General features: G+C 35.6%; 19 protein-coding genes. 6 read left to right on the top strand and 13 right to left on the bottom strand.

Annotated elements, in window-relative coordinates:
• Positions 1–20: 20 nt before the first annotated feature.
• Positions 21–1136 carry a M20 metallopeptidase family protein gene (locus ACEPXG_RS00735; protein WP_391206333.1) on the bottom strand — a complete coding sequence of 372 codons (1116 nt, stop codon included), beginning with the start codon at positions 1134–1136 and terminating at the stop codon, positions 21–23.
• Positions 1137–1347: 211 nt separating this feature from the next.
• Complete coding sequence (locus ACEPXG_RS00730) at positions 1348–1995, bottom strand: GntR family transcriptional regulator (RefSeq protein WP_391206330.1); 648 nt, start codon at positions 1993–1995, stop codon at positions 1348–1350.
• A gap of 410 nt (positions 1996–2405) precedes the next feature.
• Between ACEPXG_RS00730 and ACEPXG_RS00725 the strand changes: the two genes are divergently transcribed.
• The 4 genes from ACEPXG_RS00725 (at position 2406) to ACEPXG_RS00710 (ending at position 7958) form a co-directional block, all read left to right on the top strand.
• Entirely contained in the window at positions 2406–4022 is a 1617-nt protein-coding gene (locus tag ACEPXG_RS00725) for a diguanylate cyclase (RefSeq protein ID WP_391206327.1), read from the top strand.
• 39 nt (positions 4023–4061) lie between these two features.
• Positions 4062–4433 carry a response regulator gene (locus tag ACEPXG_RS00720; protein WP_391206325.1) on the top strand — a complete coding sequence of 124 codons (372 nt, stop codon included), beginning with the start codon at positions 4062–4064 and terminating at the stop codon, positions 4431–4433.
• Positions 4420–7299 (top strand): ATP-binding protein, encoded by a 2880-nt coding sequence (locus tag ACEPXG_RS00715; RefSeq protein ID WP_391206322.1) that lies wholly within the window; start codon positions 4420–4422, stop codon positions 7297–7299. The genes ACEPXG_RS00720 and ACEPXG_RS00715 overlap by 14 nt, the downstream gene beginning before the upstream one ends.
• 218 nt (positions 7300–7517) lie before the next feature.
• A complete protein-coding gene (locus ACEPXG_RS00710) occupies positions 7518–7958 on the top strand; it encodes a peptidylprolyl isomerase (RefSeq protein WP_391206319.1) in 441 nt (146 codons plus the stop codon).
• 87 nt (positions 7959–8045) lie between these two features.
• Here the strand turns inward: ACEPXG_RS00710 and ACEPXG_RS00705 are convergent, their stop codons facing one another.
• Genes ACEPXG_RS00705 through ACEPXG_RS00690 form a run of 4 tightly spaced genes read right to left on the bottom strand, consistent with a single transcriptional unit; the run spans position 8046 to position 10146 of the window.
• Positions 8046–8279 carry a hypothetical protein gene (locus ACEPXG_RS00705; protein ID WP_391206316.1) on the bottom strand — a complete coding sequence of 78 codons (234 nt, stop codon included), beginning with the start codon at positions 8277–8279 and terminating at the stop codon, positions 8046–8048.
• Positions 8279–8599 (bottom strand): YbjQ family protein, encoded by a 321-nt coding sequence (locus ACEPXG_RS00700; protein WP_391206314.1) that lies wholly within the window; start codon positions 8597–8599, stop codon positions 8279–8281. The genes ACEPXG_RS00705 and ACEPXG_RS00700 overlap by 1 nt, the downstream gene beginning before the upstream one ends.
• A 54-nt stretch (positions 8600–8653) precedes the next feature.
• Entirely contained in the window at positions 8654–9760 is a 1107-nt protein-coding gene (locus ACEPXG_RS00695) for a DUF1648 domain-containing protein (protein WP_391206312.1), read from the bottom strand.
• Positions 9757–10146, bottom strand: coding sequence for a GntR family transcriptional regulator (locus tag ACEPXG_RS00690; protein ID WP_391206309.1), 390 nt, complete (start codon positions 10144–10146; stop codon positions 9757–9759). The genes ACEPXG_RS00695 and ACEPXG_RS00690 overlap by 4 nt, the downstream gene beginning before the upstream one ends.
• 181 nt (positions 10147–10327) lie before the next feature.
• Here ACEPXG_RS00690 and ACEPXG_RS00685 point away from each other — a divergent pair, with 181 nt between their 5' ends.
• On the top strand, positions 10328–10531 hold the full coding sequence (locus tag ACEPXG_RS00685; protein ID WP_391206306.1) for a hypothetical protein: 204 nt from the start codon (positions 10328–10330) through the stop codon (positions 10529–10531).
• On the opposite strand, the gene ACEPXG_RS00680 is transcribed toward ACEPXG_RS00685, so the two are convergent.
• The 3 genes from ACEPXG_RS00680 to ACEPXG_RS00670 form a co-directional block, all read right to left on the bottom strand.
• On the bottom strand, positions 10521–11825 hold the full coding sequence (locus ACEPXG_RS00680) for a D-serine ammonia-lyase (RefSeq protein ID WP_391206304.1): 1305 nt from the start codon (positions 11823–11825) through the stop codon (positions 10521–10523). The two genes, ACEPXG_RS00685 and ACEPXG_RS00680, sit on opposite strands and share 11 nt — an antisense overlap.
• 16 nt (positions 11826–11841) lie before the next feature.
• Positions 11842–12288 (bottom strand): GNAT family N-acetyltransferase, encoded by a 447-nt coding sequence (locus tag ACEPXG_RS00675; protein ID WP_391206302.1) that lies wholly within the window; start codon positions 12286–12288, stop codon positions 11842–11844.
• 188 nt (positions 12289–12476) lie between these two features.
• Positions 12477–13433 (bottom strand): rhodanese-related sulfurtransferase, encoded by a 957-nt coding sequence (locus ACEPXG_RS00670; protein ID WP_391206300.1) that lies wholly within the window; start codon positions 13431–13433, stop codon positions 12477–12479.
• Positions 13434–13681: 248 nt separating this feature from the next.
• On the opposite strand from ACEPXG_RS00670, the gene ACEPXG_RS00665 reads away from it, so the two are divergent.
• A complete protein-coding gene (locus ACEPXG_RS00665; protein WP_391206297.1) occupies positions 13682–14551 on the top strand; it encodes a glycerophosphodiester phosphodiesterase family protein in 870 nt (289 codons plus the stop codon).
• Positions 14552–14553: 2 nt separating this feature from the next.
• Here ACEPXG_RS00665 and ACEPXG_RS00660 read toward each other — a convergent pair whose 3' ends face one another.
• From ACEPXG_RS00660 to ACEPXG_RS00645, 4 genes are all read right to left on the bottom strand, one after another.
• Complete coding sequence (locus tag ACEPXG_RS00660) at positions 14554–15000, bottom strand: YaiI/YqxD family protein (RefSeq protein ID WP_391206294.1); 447 nt, start codon at positions 14998–15000, stop codon at positions 14554–14556.
• 86 nt (positions 15001–15086) lie between these two features.
• The gene (locus ACEPXG_RS00655) at positions 15087–16172 is read right to left on the bottom strand and encodes an ABC transporter substrate-binding protein (RefSeq protein ID WP_391206291.1); all 1086 of its coding nucleotides are present in this window, start codon (positions 16170–16172) and stop codon (positions 15087–15089) included.
• A gap of 12 nt (positions 16173–16184) precedes the next feature.
• Complete coding sequence (locus ACEPXG_RS00650) at positions 16185–16964, bottom strand: ABC transporter ATP-binding protein (RefSeq protein WP_391206288.1); 780 nt, start codon at positions 16962–16964, stop codon at positions 16185–16187.
• Between the two features lie 4 nt (positions 16965–16968).
• Positions 16969–17790 (bottom strand): ABC transporter permease, encoded by an 822-nt coding sequence (locus tag ACEPXG_RS00645; RefSeq protein ID WP_151698387.1) that lies wholly within the window; start codon positions 17788–17790, stop codon positions 16969–16971.
• Position 17791 lies beyond the last annotated feature (1 nt).

Here is a 17791-nt window from a genome sequence, read left to right as displayed (position 1 = left end):
CTTTTTTCAATTGTTCAAAATTACAATTCAGCTAATCCCTTGAAAAGTTCAACTCCTGTTTTAATGAGTTCATCAGGGAAGTCAAATTCATTTGTATGAACATGTGGGTAATCTTCTCCGTTTCCGATAAAGCAATATGCACCCTTTGTTAACTTTGTATAATGGCCAAAGTCTTCAGAACCCCGAAAAGCCTCTTTCAGTTCAATTAATTCAAATCCTTTTAACTTTGCAACTAAACGAATCTTGTCAGCGCTTTCTTTATGATTTACAGTTTCCGGGAACTCGTCGTTATAATAGAAACTTACTTTTAAACCGTGTTCTTCCCCTTGAGCTTTAGCAAAATTTTCAAGGTTTTCTTGAAGTTGAACCAATTCTTCTTCGTAAAGCGCACGGATTGTCATTCGAAGATCTCCTTTTGATGCAGCAATACCAAAAGCTTTTTCACCAACATCGATTTGTACAACTGTGCATAGAATAAGACCTTTATTTATTTCTGGAGATGTGAATTCGGGAATCGCTTTGATAATATTAGCAATTGCTAAAGATGGATTGATACCCGTTTCTGGCTGACTTGCATGTGCGGGAGATCCTTCCAAATGTATAGTCATCCCTTTAGATGCGCAAAAACTTGTACCATCAATAATACCTACAGATTTATATGGAAAACCACTCATATTATGGTAAGCGAAAATTTCATCAATATTGTGTTCCTTAATTAAATCCACGCATTGTATTGCACCATCTCCTGTTTCTTCAGCAGGTTGGAAAAGGAAAAAAATATTTTTGTCTGCACCCTTTTGATCAACTTCAAGTGCAAATCCTGCTAGTGTCGCTGAGTGACCATCATGACCACATTTGTGGGCTTTTCCTGGAAATTGAGAAGCCCATGGAAGATCAATAACCTCTTCCATTGGAAGTGCATCAAAATCTGCACGGAATGCAACATTTGGATTATCTAAACCTGCCCGATAAATCGCATAGAACCAATTTCCTTGATCTACAATTTCAAGCTTTGTATGCGTTTTCAAGAAATCCATCAAATACTGTTTTGTCCATACTTCCTCATTAGAAAGTTCAGGATGTTGATGCAATTCATGTCGTAATTTCTTCGCTAATTCAAAATTTTCAATTTCCATGCCCTGCTATCCCCTTACGATTTTTGTTAATTTTTATAACCGCTTCTCCATTTCGATTGTATTAATCTCATCTTAAATCGAAAGAGTGAATTATAAGTTATTTTTGTATATTGTATATTGTATTTTATGTTTTGAATTTTTACAATAAAAAATAATTCTGTCTCATTTGAAACAGAATCATTTTTCATACGCTTAAATTGTATTTTTACCCCTACAATGGCACTAACTCTACTTTATCTGTATTCCAATGCACTTCTTTCATGTAACTTTCTAAACCTGCTGAATCGCCACTTTTGAAAAGTACCAACATCTTTCTATGTTCATCATTCGTCTCTAAAAGCTTTTTCTTTATCTCTTCCTTTTGACCGGAATGATCAAAGTTTTTTAAAAATTTCTTTTGTGATTTTAACAGAAGGTTTACGAGGCTTTTGTTAGGACAGACTGATAGATAGACATCATGAAAAGCTTCTTGCATTTTATGATACATTTGGAAATTCTCCGTACTAATTGCTAGATTGATACTCTGAATATAGAATTCCATTTCTTTCATGTGTTTCTCTGTTAATAGAGGTGTTGCCAGTGAAGCAGCTAAGCCATCTAATGCACCAATTATAAAATAAGTTTCTTTCGCTTCTTCCTTTGTAAGGTTTTTTATCACGAAACCTTTTCTTGGAACATTTTCTAATAGCCCTTCTGATGAAAGTTGTATTAGTGCCTCTCTAACCGGAGTCCTGCTAACTTTTAAACTTTCACTAATAGCGACTTCATTAACTTTCCTATTAGCAATCAATTTCCCATTGTTAATCTGCTCTACGATATAATTATAAACATGGTCTTTTAATGATAAATATTCTTTCATAAAGTACCCCTATACATTATTTAATATACTTATAATCTTATATAAAAAAGAACTGACTTTTCTGTTTAATATTCTAACAATTAAATATCCAACTATATTGTACCTCAACTCTAAAAGTTACGCTCTAACTTATTTGTACCAGTCCTTAAAAGTACACTTTTACGAACTGGCACCATTTAATAAACATTTATTCAAGAAAATAGATTTTGTAAATGCTTGATTACTGAGTATTTTAAATTTATTCATTTATAACTATTTGCATACCAGTTAATTGGTAAGAAATTTAAATAAATGTTACTTAATCCGACAAATTTTGTTACAGTATAATAGTCTTATTTTTAAACCAATCAAAAAGTATTAGAAGTTTACTACAGCGATAGAATACACATTTTGTGGTAAGGGGGATATTAGTGGATCTTCAAAAGTATAAAAACCATTTATTCCAAACTATAAAAAATAAGTTGACGGAATGGTTATCTTTAAAAGAAGAAACAGTTTTAGCCGAGGAGCTATACCGTTTCCTTCACTCTATAAAAGGGACTTCAGGAACACTACAATTGGACGATCTCATGCAGATTTCTTCTGAGTTATTATCTAATCTGGAAAACGACGAGAATAAGATATGGACGGAAATTGAGTTAAATAATTTTCTATTTCCTTTAATTAAATTTATATATAAATATGAGAACTCCGATAATATAGCGAGTCTTAATAATAAAGTCCTAAACTCGAGTGCTCCTCTGATTCAAATAATAGATGATGATGTTTCCATGCTCATTCTCCTTAAAGATGTATTAGAAACAAAAGGCTGGATGGTAATAACTAATACAAATCCTGAAAATGCAGTGAAACAGTACTTCGAAATGAAGCCTGATTGCCTTATTCTTGATATTCAATTGCCACAGAAAGACGGCTTTCAAGTTCTTCAAGAAATTCAACATAATAGCGAAAAATACTTTATTCCAACCATTATGATTAGTATTAAAAACAACAAGGAAACACGTATAAAAGCTTATCAAATGGGCGCTGATGACTTTTTCAAAAAGCCAATTGATATGGAAGAGTTTGTTGTTAAAATCAAACGGCATTTGCACCGCAAGAAAATTTTTGATCAATCCGTTTTGATTGATGAACTAACACAAGTTTATAATAGAAAATTCCTTACAGATAATATGCAACGTGTTTTCCTAGATTTTAAACGAACAAAACAGCCATTTTCAATTAGTATTGTTGATATTGACTTTTTCAAAAAAATTAATGATACATATGGTCATCTAATGGGCGATCAAGTTCTTAGAGATTTTGCTCAATATATAAAACGGAATATTCGTAGTATGGATACGATTTATCGGTATGGTGGAGAAGAATTTGTTATAGTCTTTCCAAAGACCACAAGTAAGGATGTAAAAAAGCTCTTAACTAAATTAATTAAAGGGTTCGCTCAAATCGAATATACCCATAAGGAAATGTGCTTTTCTGTCACGTTTTCAGCAGGAATATATACCGTAATGGAGGAATCAGTTACAATCACGGATGCTTTCAAAGAGGCTGATAGTTCGTTGTATGAAGCAAAACGCCTTGGACGATCTAGAGTCGAATGTTTACAGACGACATCTAACGTATACCAGAAAAGCACGCTTAATATTTCAGTTGTTGATGATGATACCATTATTCGGACATTATTAAGTCAAATGTTAGAATCTATAACCATTGATAATATAAAGTTAAACATTAAGACATTTGAAAATGGCCCATCCTTTTTAAATTCAGAACATGCGCAAGAGGATGTCAACCATTTCTTAATTCTGGATGGCGTCATGCCAGTCATGGATGGTTTAGAGGTCCTTCAAAAAGTCAAACAAGAAAAAAATGCACATAAGTACAAGGTGCTAATGCTCACTGGAAGAAAGAGCCAAGTCGAAATAGAACGCGCTTTAAGATTAGGTGCGGATGATTATGTAACAAAACCGTTTAATGTAACTGACCTACAAGTAAGGATTGAACGAATACTAAATATGCTAAAGTAAGTTCATTACACGAGAAGAACATTAATGAGGTGGTAAACATTGAAACGAATTTTATTGGCTGAGGATGAAGAAGTACTCCGCATGCTTATTGTAGATACGCTCGAAGACGAAAATTATATAATTGATGAAGCGGTTGACGGTGGTGAAGCAATGGATTTTTTGCAAAATACTCACTATGATTTGGTCATTCTAGATTATATGATGCCTGTTTATACGGGACTTGAAATTGTTGAGAAAATACGGAGTGCCGAAACAAACGGGCATACGAAAGTTCTAGTACTTTCAGCAAAAAGTCAGGCATATGAACAAAAACAGATTATGGAAACAGGGGCCGATTATTTTATGGCCAAACCATTTAGTCCATTGAAGCTTTTAGAATTAGTTGAGGATATCCTTGATGAAAATAGTTAATTATATTAATAGTTCGTTATCACGCAAAGTTTTATCATTAATGGGATTTTGTTTTCTCTTTTTTGCTATAGGTTGCGGATTTCTATTTTATTTTCAACAGAAAATGCATCAAGATTATGTTCAAAAGCAAAGTAATATTGAAGAGAAACTTCAAATAATTAATTATATCTATAACCAGTTTAATTCCGACATTTTAATAACGCCGGACTCTATTTCTTTTAAAGTGATGACAAATGAGGAAGAGTCACTAAAGTTTGAAAGTGAACTTAAACAAAACCTAACTGAACTAGGTCTATTGATTGGAACCGAAGACGAAACGGTAATATATAAGGATATCGAACACTTCATATCTTATTATTTCACTACGTTACTTCCACTAACTAGGAGTGAATATGAAAAAAATCAAGATCCTAGTATTGATATTCAGGATATTAAAGTCACTTTTCAGGTAGAAAAATTTATGGAGCAAACTAAATCATTTATTACACTTCTTAAGCAGCAAATGGTGGATAATTCAGATGATTTATCAGTGAAACAATCCAATATTCAAAACAGTGTACTTGTTTTTTTTATTTTCACCCTAATTCTATCACTCCTAATAATTCTTAAAATATTTAACAGCATTGGAAAGCCCCTTTCCGAATTTACCTTTTCTGCCAATGAAATTGCTGCCGGTAGAGATGCGGTGTTACTAGTAAATGGTAATAGAAAAGATGAGCTCGGTACCTTATCAATTGCCTTCCAAAAGATGATTAACAGTATTCGGGAGAAAGAACAAGACTTGATGGCCTCTAACGAAGAACTAATTGCCCAACAAGACGAGCTTCTAGCGCAACAAGACGAACTTCTAGCCCAGCAAAATGAACTTCAAACAGCACTAAGTATTGTAACAAATAATGAAGAAAAACTTACGCGGTGGAATGAGTTAATAAAAATAATATCCTCCTCTCTTGATAAAAAGGAGTTTCTTAAAAGTATCGTTGAAAATATGTGTAAAATAACTAAATCAGACAAAGGTATAATTTCCACCATTCACGATGATGTCTTCGCTTCCTATGGGATTTCTAATTTTGGTGTTGATCAATTTAGGAATAACTTGAACGACGGTCTGATTCAACGGTTAACTGATGAAAAACAGCCATTTACGGTAAAACGGGTTCAAGATTCTACGGAGAAAGGCTACCATGAATCTGTTAATTATAGCTTTGACTTATATTTACCTGTTGTTTCTTCTTCTCAAATAGAAGCTGTTATGGTGTTTTCAAGATATGGTGATTCTTATTCAGATAATGAACTAATTGAATATGAAATATTCGCTAGACAAATTGCTATTTACCTTGAAAAAATTATGTTATTTGAACAGTCCGAGGATGATCGCCGGTTAAATCAAGATATTTTAAACACGGTTCAAGAGGGTATACAGTTAATAGATGCTGATCGAAAAGTTTTACAAGTTAACAATCAGCTTTGCGGAATATTTGAATGGCAAGATACCCCCGAACAAATGATAGGACTTTCTTGGGAACATTGGAGCGGTGTCATGGCAGAACAAATCCAAGACTACGAGTTTATTCAGCTTTTAAATGATTTAATAGACTCTGCATTTCTTTCTCCTGATGAAGAACATTCATTTATTTACAGGAAGACCGACAACAAACAAGTCATTAGAGTTTATTGTAAAACAATTAAAGATTGTAATGAACACATTGGAACGTTACTAGTCCATCGTGATATTACGAAAGAGTACGAAATAGCTAACATGAAGTCAGAATTTGTCAGTACAGTTAGCCATGAATTAAGAACACCTTTAGCTAGTATTCTTGGCTTCACAGAATTGTTGTTAACAAAAGAATTAAAGCCGGAACGAAAAACAAAATATACTCAAACTATTTATAATGAAACTATAAGGTTAACTTCCTTAATAAATGATTTTCTTGATATTCAAAGAATGGAATCAGGCAAACAAAATTATGAGAAGAAATATATCGATGTAATATCGATTGTTCAAAATGTTATCGAGCTACAAGAAATTAACACTTCATTACACAAGACAACCCTTACAGTAGAATTAGAGGATGCTATTATACTAGGAGACAAAAATAAAATTGAACAGGTGTTTACAAACTTATTAAGTAATGCAATTAAATATTCTCCAGAAGGAGGAAATATTTCAATCCGTATATATGGTAACGAGGATATAGTTTCTATTGATGTAAAAGATGAAGGACTTGGAATCCCAGAAGTAGAAATACCTAATTTATTTCAAAAGTTTTATCGGATAGACAATTCCGACCGACGAAAAATTGGCGGTACAGGTCTTGGGCTTGCTATCGTAAAAGAGATTGTGGAAGTACATGGAGGTAAGATTTCCGTAAGTTCTAAGAATGGCGAAGGTAGTACATTTAGCACGAACTTCTCACGGATTACAATGAGCACTAATAAAGTAAATGAAGATGGGGCTGCCCCTATGCTTAATTACACAATTATGGTCATTGAAGATGATTTAAGCCTTGCCGAACTAGTAAACCAAGAGTTGCAAGATAATGGGTTTCATGTAAGCTACTATAAGAACGGGCAAGAAGCGTTAGCACAAATGAAAAGTAAGACTCCTGACGCACTTGTTCTAGACATTATGCTTGCAGATGAAATGGATGGATGGACAATTATGAAAGAAATGAAAGAAAATGAAAAACTAAAAAACATCCCAATCTTCATTTCAACTGCGCTGGATGAAAAAGAACGAGGGCTTTCGTTAGGAGCACAAGATTACTTAATTAAACCCTACAGACCTGACCAATTATCTAAGCTAATTATGCACACCCTTTTGACTAATGAAAGAAATGGACAAATTATGGTACCTCATTAAAAAGTAGATTTATGATTTACACTATCTATGGTCATGTACTGAAGATGTTAGAGGTTAAGGCAGTAGTTTTATTTACGGAAAGTTTATCAAGTGGGGGCATTTTTGGGGATGATTCTTCATGAATGCGTGTTAAACCTTTGCAGAGCAATGATCTTTGGAAAATGCCCTATGTACATGCTATACTAATGAAGGATTTATTTGAAAAAGGAGTGTTTTAAATGGCGAAAAAAGGTTATTTTTTAATGGATACTGGAGAGAAAATCGAATTTGATTTATTCCCGAATGAAGCACCAAACACAGTTGCTAACTTTGAAGAATTGGCAAATACAGGATTTTATAACGGAGTAGTTTTCCACCGCGTTATTCCTGGCTTTGTAAGTCAAGGTGGGGACCCAACTGGTACAGGTATGGGCGGAAGCGGCAAAACAATTAAGTGTGAAACTGCTGGCAATCCACATAAACACGAAGCTGGTAGCTTATCTATGGCTCATGCAGGAAAAGATACAGGTTCAAGCCAGTTCTTTATCGTGCACGCACCACAAGCCCATTTAAATGGAGTTCATACTGTTTTCGGTAAAGTAACAAGTGGCCTTGAAGTAGCAACAGCTATGAAAAATGGCGCTAAAATGGAAAAAGTAGAAGTATTTGACGCAGAATAATTAGAAATGCAGCTTCCGAAATTATGGAAGCTGCATTTTCTTATGAATTGGCTATGTTAAATGTTAAAGAATAGTATCTTGTTGTTACTACTTTTCTTTCCTATAAAAACGTTCACCTGTTTTAGGATTATAATACACTCTTGTTTTTTCACCCGTAACAGGGTCAAGATTAACCTCTTCTGTTCGCTCAAAACCTTCCGCAACTTCCGTTCCATGATTGCGATTAAAGCGTTTGTCATATATAAAGTATCCAAGCAAAATACAAGCTATAACAGCTATGATTTGTACAATATACATACCTACTAGAACAAAAATCGCCATTATAGTTTCTCTACAACAACCGCTGTTCCGTAGGCCACAATTTCACTCATATTTTTTCCAATTTCACCGGAATCATATCGCATCATAACAATAGCATTCGCATTCATTTGGTTGGCGTTCTTAATCATACGGTCCATGGCTTCTTTTCTTGAATCTTCCAGCATAGCGGTATATTGCTTGATTTCTCCACCTACTAATCCTTTTAAACTTGCCATAATATCTCCACCAAGCCCTCTACTTCTAACAATTAGACCAAATGCAGGACCTTTTACTTCTACTATTTTATAGCCTTCAATTTTTTCTGTTGTTACTACTAACATTTGAATCGCCTCCAGGTTTTATTTCTTCTTATGTGATTCTTTTTTTAACATCGCCTACAAACTAAATGCAATTACTAAAATAATGAGAAGCGGTAAGCATAAAGCGATCCAACTAATAGGTCTCCCAAAATTAAACGTCCATCCTACCCCAAATCGTTTTTCTACCAAAATACTCGGATCATCTTTATTAATATAAAACAATCCACCCTTCCAATACTTATCATCGTCCACCGCAATTTTTTCCTCTGAACTAGGACTAACCCCTCCTACTTTTAATCGCGATCCACTTTGACCAACCTTCACTGTATAAATACCCACTCCAACAAAAGTTATTACTAAAAAGACAATTGGAAGTGTGAACATTATCCAAGGAGATGCAATTTCAGGATGGATTGTTTGCAAATGTAAATAACCCATCAATAGCGTTGTACTTAATGAGATAAACAATGCAAACCAGCTAGAATACTTACGAAATGCAAGCTGCTGTGAAACGGATGTTTTTTTATTCGCTGGGTTAATCTTTGCACCCGAAAACTTCATTCCTTCGCTCATCAAGAGGAACATCCCCTGCATAACTAGTAAAATGATTGGCATCGAAATAACACTGAAATACGTTTTTTTACTAAAAGCATCTGGCTGTCCAGAAGGTCCCCAATGTGTAGGAATCATATCTGGCATTTGAGCATACTTCATAAAGGTGTAAATGATTAAGCCAACCGTAATAATCATCGGAATGATAAATACGATACGTGGGATTAACTGTAGCTTTTCTTGAAACTTTAAATCTACTATACGTACTTCATTTTTCCCTGATGTCCATCCTTGTTCTACTTTTAGTTTCTTCACTCGAATATGCATGATGAAATAGTAGCCGATGCTCATAAAAAGAGATGTAAATTGCACTCCTACACTTACAAGAGCAAGTGTTTCTTCGTCCGGATTTTGTGTAAATGCCCAAAGAAAATACCCTAACAAAATGACTAACCCAGTTGTTAGAACAACGGTCGTATATCTTTTTTTCAAATGAACGATTGTTTTTTCCTTTACGTGTTGCTCTGGTACATATACACCAAAAACTTCTGTCTGCTTCAAAAACTTTGGAGTAAATGCTTGTAGTACAGTAATAAATAGAAGAATAAATCCAAATAAGAAAATAATCATTTTTCCCCCTCCTTAATGTTTCGAACGAGCTCGTGAACCATTTCTGCCATCTCTTCTTCGGAAAGCTTTAATACTAACCCCTCTGCTAATAGTGGTCTTATTTGATCTGCTATTTGCTGTTTTTGCTTGGCAGATGCTTTCGGTATTCCGTTTGGTTGTATTATAACGCCGGATTTGGCGACAATTTGTATGAACTCTTTTTCCTCTAGATAATGATATGCTTTATTCACCGTATGCATATTCATCCCAAGATCTGCAGCAAATGCTCGAACAGATGGTAAAGATTCACCAGGTTTTAGGTCGCCTCGAGCGATACCTTCAATTAGTTGTTGTGCTAGCTGTAAGTAGATAGGGACAACCGAATTAGCTTTTATTTCAATAAACATTTCGTCATCTCTCCCTACATTTTTGTTCTACATATAGTGTAACACGTTTGTTCTACATAGAATAGAGCAATTTATGAAAAATAAAAGCCTACTCTCCGAAGAAAGTAGACTTTGATAAAACAATATGTTTTGTCATTTCACATTTGGTATACTAGAAATACCAAATGAGGAGGTGATATCCATGGTTGATATACTTATTTTTTCCATTTTCCCCATTGTCATATTAGGATCACTTGGTCTTGCAGGATATGCTATGGCAAAAGAATATCAAGTAAAACAGAAAAAGTTAGATATCGAAATGATGAAACTTGAAAATGAAGCATTTTTACTAATAGAAAAGAAGCATGCACTGTTAGAAGAAACGAAAGATGAATCTAAAAGTTAAGATATCTTCTTCCTTTTTCATAATAGGCTACCTTTTCATTATCAGGAACCATGCTTCCACCAGTTGCCCATACAATATGCGTGGCATTCTGTAAGTTAGCTCCTTGCTTTGCTAGATGAATAGGACCAGTCATTCCAGCAAGAGCAGATGGTTCTAGCTGAATTTTCTCCGTATCTACTAAAAGTGCCAGTAATCGATACATCGTTTCATCACTTATTGTGTAGCTCCCGTTTATTAACTGTTCTAATGTTTTGCCCACAAATCCAGATGGTCTTCCAACTGCAAGCCCGTCGGCATCTGTTTTATTGTCCAACCCGATATCACTTACTGCAATTTTTTCATGTAAACCTGTCATCAAACCTAGTAGCATGCAAGGCGAGTGCGTTGGTTCTGCGAAAAAGCATTGGACGTGATCTCCAAATAGTAGCTTCAAGCCAAACGCAACACCACCCGGACCTCCACCAACTCCGCAAGGTAAATAAACATACAATGGATTGTTTTCATCTACTTTTTTCCCTAGCTGCTCCAGTTGTTTTTTTAGTCTACTGGCCGCAACTGCATAACCGACAAATAAATCAATGGAGTTCTCATCATCGATAAAAAAGCATGTTGGATCGTTTTCGGCTTGTTTTCTACCTTGTTCAACTGCCTTACTATAATCCGCTGCGTATTCAATTACTTCTACCCCTTTTGCACGCAGCATATCTTTTTTCCATTGCTTGGCGTCACTCGACATATGCACGGTCACACAAAATCCAAGCTTTGCACTCATTATGCCAATACTTAAGCCTAAGTTTCCAGTTGATCCTACCGCAATCGAATAGCCGGAGAAAAACTGTTTTAGTTCTTCATTTGCAAGAATCGCATAATCATCTGTTTGCGTTAATAAACCTTCACGAATCGCAAGCGTCTCCGCAATTTTCAGCACTTCATAAATGCCACCTCTTGCTTTAATCGAACCAGAAATCGGTAAAGCATTGTCACATTTTAATAAAAGCTCTCCATCGAAATCGGTTTGAAATAAGTCCTTTATGGCAGATGACATCGTTGGAATAGCCACAAGTGGAGATTCGATTATGCCATTCGTTTTTGCTGTTTCCGGGAAAGCGATTTGTAAATAGGAAGCAAACCTATCTAAGCGATCACTTGCATCTTGCACCATTTCACTTGTCACAGTTAGATTTTTTAGTGCTTCTTCGGTGTTTATTAGATTCGGATTAATCCAAATAACTTCTTCTGTATGTTGCATGTTTTTTATTAAAGGAAATTTCTCTACTAGTTGCGGATCGTTCATTTATGTTATTCCCTTTCTATTCTAAACTCATTACATGGGTAGTATCAGGTGATCGTTCCTCAAATACAAATCCATTCGCACGATAAAAAGCATCTGCTTTTGCAGACTCCGTTTTCGTTGTAATTTCTTTAAACTGACCTTTCGCGTCTGCGGATATAACTTTGCATAGTTCGCTTCCGATACCTTTTCTACGATGTTCTGGTAAAGTATAAAAACGATATAGACGAGCAGATTGTTCCCGAGCACCATTTATATTTTGATTTAATCCACCAATAGCTACTAATTCTCGGTCATCCCATACCCCATAAAGAGCTTCTCCTTGTTCACTAAATCTGTTTGTACCATCTTCATATTCACTTGCTAACCTGGATACGAATCGGTACCCCTCTTTTTCGCTTTCTTGAATTAGTTTGGTTACGTCGACTTCTTTCAAATCTGAAATTTTCTTCACTTCGATTGCCATATACGTTTCCCCCATTCTATTTTTAAAAACGAACTCTTTACTATAATTCAATATATGTAAGCAATTTCCCTCTAAATACCTTAAAGCAATTATTACAGAATTGTTACTGGTGCCAGGCACCAGTAACAGTTCTGTAATAAAGTAATCCCACACTAATTCAAGATTAGTGTGGGATTGGGATAGTTTTTTTATACTGTTTCTTTAATAGCAGTTAGTCTTGCTTCTACTTCTTCTTCGGATAAGTTATGTTCCACCACGTAGCGGTTGAGTGGGTCCACGCGGCATTCATGTGAACAGCTGCGTAAATATTTGTGTTCATTTTCTTCTGAGCATAGAATTTTGTCATTACAATCAGGGTTTGCACAGTTTACATAACGCTCACATGGCTCTCCAGTGAAATGATCTTTTCCTACAATGACATGCTCCACTTGGTTGATTGGAACCGCGATACGTTCGTCGAATACGTACATTTGGCCGTCCCATAATTGCCCGCGTACTTCTGGGTCTTTCCCATAAGTTGCGATACCACCGTGTAATTGAGCTACATCTTCAAAGCCTTCACGTACTAACCAGCCCGAGAATTTTTCGCATCGAATTCCACCTGTACAATACGTTAGTACTTTTTTACCTTCGAACATTTCTTTATTTTCAAGCATCCATTCAGGTAAATCGCGGAAGTTGCGGATATCTGGACGAATTGCCCCGCGGAAATGCCCTAAGTCGAATTCATAATCATTACGAGCATCGATTACAATCGTATCCTCTGCTTGCATTTGTTCAAAAAATTCTTTTGGAGAAAGGTATTTCCCTGTTAATTCATTTGGATTAATATCTTCTTCTAATCCTAAATGCACAATCTCTTGCTTTGGGCGAACATGCATTTTTTTGAATGCGTGCCCCTCTGTTTCATCTATTTTATACACCATGTCTGCGAAGCGAACGTCCGCCTTCATCATGTCCATGTATGCGTCGGTTTGTTCAATTGTTCCCGAGCATGTACCGTTCATTCCTTCGTTTGATACTAAAATACGCCCTTTTAACCCAATTTCTTTACAAGCTGCTAGATGTTCTTGTGCAAATGTTACTGGATCTTCAATCGGGACATATTTATAGTAAAGTAATACTCTGTATGCATGTGTTTCCATTTTTTACTCCACCTTTATGAAATTTTGTCCATTCGTTTTAATATATCAAAAATGTTGGCATTTGTTAAATAGATAGTTTTCTTTTTATTATCAAAAAACGGACAAAATATCTAAAGAAATTGTTTGGACCTATACTACATTTGCATAAATTTAACACCATGCATTTTTTGCAACTGTCCTAACATATGCTGAAAGATTAATGGTAAAGTAACCTGTTTTTTAACACCTTTTCTTGGAAGGAGTTTCTTTTGCGAAAAATAATCAGTTTACTAACGGTTTTACTATTAGTTGTGGGATGTGAAAATAATAAAAAAAGTTTAGAGCCTATTACCTCCGAGGATTTCTTAATAATCGCGCATCGTGGAGCTTCTGCATATGCCCCCGAGCACACGATTTCTGCATATGAAATTGCACAACAGGCGTATGCTGATTATATTGAAATTGATTTACAAATGACAAAAGATGGCGTATTAGTTGCGATGCATGATGAAAAAGTAGATCGTACAACCGATGGGGTTGGCTTTGTAATCGAATATACACTAGAAGAATTGAAACGATTAAATGCAGGTAGATGGTATAACAGTGCAAATCCTGGTTTAGCTAATAAAGAATTTGAAGATTTGAAAGTACCTACACTACAGGAAATATTTTCACATTTCGGAAACGATGTGAATTATTATATCGAAATGAAGTCTCCTAAAATATATAAGAAAATGGAAGAAAAACTAGTCTCTTTGCTAATTCAATACAATTTAATACGTGCAAATGGGGAACTTCCGAAAGTTATTATTGAGTCATTTAATGAGGATAGTTTAACAAGGCTGCATCAACTAGAGCCGAAGCTTCCTCTTATCCAGTTATTCCATTTCAAAGAGGAAGCTACTCTTACGGTCCAACACTATAATCGGTTAAGTAATTTTGCAAGTGGTATTGGAGTTAATATAGGCTCTGTTGATAACAATTTTATTCAAGAGGTTCAACTAAATGGTTTTCAGATTTACCTTTATTCTATCAATAACGAGATAGAAATGAAAAAAGCACTAAACTTAAAAGCAAATGGAGCGTTTACGAATAACCCATTTATGGGAATTAGCGTACGCACTGAATTTGAAAAGTGACTTCAGTTTTTTAACGCATGCTCACATAGCCTGTGAAAATGCATTTCAAACTTTTCATCATCTTCTTTTTGACGCTTTCTAGGACCTTTTAAGCGACCTCCAGCTTGTCGGATTTTCTTAGAAATATGACGGCTATTCAAGAGCTGATCAATATTTTCGGGAGTATACCAACGTCCATTCTGATCGATTGCAAATCCTTGTTTCGCTAACACCATCGCAGCAAGCCCGTAATCTTGCGTAACAACGACATCTCCTTTATTCACTTTATTTACTAATACAAAATCGACCGCATCTGCACCTTTTGATACCATGATCGTTTCTGCACCTTCTCTTTGCATATAATGAGCAGTATCACATAGCAATGTTACTTTTAATCCAAAATGTTGCGCTATTTTTATAGTTTTGTCTACTACTGGACATCCATCTGCATCTACTAAAACACTTACCATCCTATGCACCTCTTTTACCATTCAATCTTTCCATTGTATCCTATAATGTACGTTTTATAAAAAAACGCCCAATGTTTATTGGACGTTTATTTCTTATATTTCCCTAAAATCTTTACCGCTTTTTCTGTAATTGACGTATCAACTGCCTTGTCGAAGTCTACGTCCCCACTGATTGCGCCGTTTGCTTTATACGCATCATACTGTTTTACTACATCGTCTAAAAACATTTTTCCATCTGGATCAAGGCCAGTTACAAATACCTTTTCCCATAATACTGGATCTTTTAAGGCTGTGTACTTCGTCATAATGTCAATTACTTCTGCTTTTCCTTCTCCTTTAACGAACGCGTCATTATAGTCGCGTACTCCTTTTAAATATGCAGCCATAAAACGCAATGATACATTTTTTTCATCATTCATAAATTTAGGTGATCCAAGTACCATTGCAATTTGTGATTCTGGAGCATAATCGGTCGTATCTCCAAAGCGAACATGAAATCCATTTTCTATTCCCTTTGCAATCAAAGGTTCAATTTGAAGTGCTGCATCAACTGAACCATTTTCAATTGCACCCAACATACTTCCGAAATCTCCAAGCAAAACAAACTCTACATCCTCATTTGTAAGTCCAGCATGTTTTAGCATTTCCCAGTAAATGTATTCATCAATTGAGTTTTTAGAAGAAACTGCGATACGTTTGCCTTTAAAGTCTTTATATTCTTTAATTTTGTCTTTCATTTGATTGCCAATGACAAATGAAAAATAGGATTTCCCAGGTACATTATGCCCTTTATCTGCAATAATCTTCACGTCTATTCCCTGTGCAATTGCGTTAAAGAACGACGCTGTCGACACCCCTCCTGCGATATCAACATCACCAGACGCGAGGGCTGGTAGCATTTCATCACTATTTCCAAACTGCGCAAATTCTACTTCAATATTGTAGTCCGCAAAGTATCCTTTTTCTTTTGCAATATAAAAACCTGCTCCAGATGCTGCTCCATCCTCTGCGATAACAACCTTTTCTTTCTTTTCAAGTGGAGCCAAATCTCCGGATGGATTGTTTTTATTTACTTCATCATCAACCCCATTTGTACTTACCTTTTCTTTGGAAGAACACGCACCTAATACAAGAACAATGGATGCGAGTAATACCAACCAACGTTTCTTCACATATTTCCTCCCTTATCTCCTTGAGCGTTGTACTTCTTGTTGTAAATGATTCCAGATAGCAATGAATTGCTCTGCCATCTCCACATTTGCCCGCACTTGTTCCATCGTTCTAGGTCTTGGAATCGGTACAGTAATCTCTTTTATTATTTCTCCTGGGTGTGCGCTCATTAAAATAATACGATCACTTAGTAGCAATGCTTCATCGATGCTATGCGTAATAAACAACACCGTCTTCTTTGTCTCAGACCAAATAGAAAGCAGTTCTTCCTGCAAAATGAATTTATTTTGTTCATCTAACGCTGCAAAAGGCTCATCCATGAGCAAAATTTCTGGGTCATTCGCAAATGCTCGCGCAATGCTAATTCGTTGTTTCATTCCTCCTGAAAGCTCTTTTGGATAGAGTTTCGAGAACTTACTTAAACCTACCTTTTGCAAAAAATACTCCGTTTGCTTCCGAACAAATTCCTTTGGTAAATGTTGCATATTAAGCCCAAATGCAACGTTTTGCTCTACCGTTAACCAAGGAATAACCCCTTTTTCTTGGAATACCATTGATTGTAGAGGTCTTTCGTCAGAATCGGAGTCGATTGTAAATGTACCTGAACTTGGTAACTCTAAGCCTGCCAATATCCGCAGTAAGGTTGTTTTTCCACAACCACTTGGGCCTACTAAGCAGACAAATTCTCCCTCTTCAATTTGCAATGACACATTTTTAACTGCTGTGACACTGTTATTTTTTTTATAAAATATTTTTGTTAAATCTTCTACAGAGATTTTTATATTTTCACTCATTTATTCACCTCCATGGGACGATTTTCTTTTGCAACCCACGTAAAAAGAGGGAGAATAGAAAACCAAAAGATGAAATGAGCACTAAACCAACAAACATTTCTTTTAGCATAAATGCCTTATAAGAGGTCCAGATTAAATACCCAATTCCTGAAGTAGCTCCCATCATTTCCGCAGCAACAATTGTGAGTAATGCAATCGCCTGCCCCATCTGTATACCTTCTAGCATGACAGGAAGTGCACCCGGAAAAGCTATTTTAAAGAAAAAATCCTTTGGACTTGCTCCATAATTTTTGGCAACATCTAGATGCACCTTTTCTATATTCATTACACCTGCGACTGTATTAATAACGACTGGGAAAAATACGCTACCTGCGATTGTGACTACTTTTGAGAAATCTCCAATCCCAAAGAAAATAATTATAATTGGCATTAAAGCAAGAGTAGGTATTGGCATAAGAGCCATTACAATAGGGGAAATAAAATGTCGAATCGGCGCATACAAACCCATAAGCAACCCAATAACTACTCCTGGGATAACGCCTAATAAAAATCCTGCAGCTATTCTATATAAAGATACCGAAATATGGGTCCATAACAGTCCACTTGCTGCCAAATCGAAAAATGTGGATAGTATCGCTGAAGGGGGAGGGAAAAATCGAATATCAAGTATTCCTGTTCGAGAAAAGACCTCCCATAGTAATAGAATGAATATAGGTGAGAAAATTGTTAATAGTTGCTTTGCTCGCTCTTTTCCTTGTTGTTTTTTCCATTCCTGTTGTTCCGTTTCATAGGGATCGTAGTATACGAGCCCTTTTTCATCGCGCATT

It is taken from the genome of Psychrobacillus sp. L4, from assembly GCF_042944905.1.
Lineage (GTDB): Bacteria > Bacillota > Bacilli > Bacillales_A > Planococcaceae > Psychrobacillus.
The sequence above is the reverse complement of the archived record's forward strand: the minus strand, read 5'-3'. Positions and strand labels throughout refer to the sequence as shown.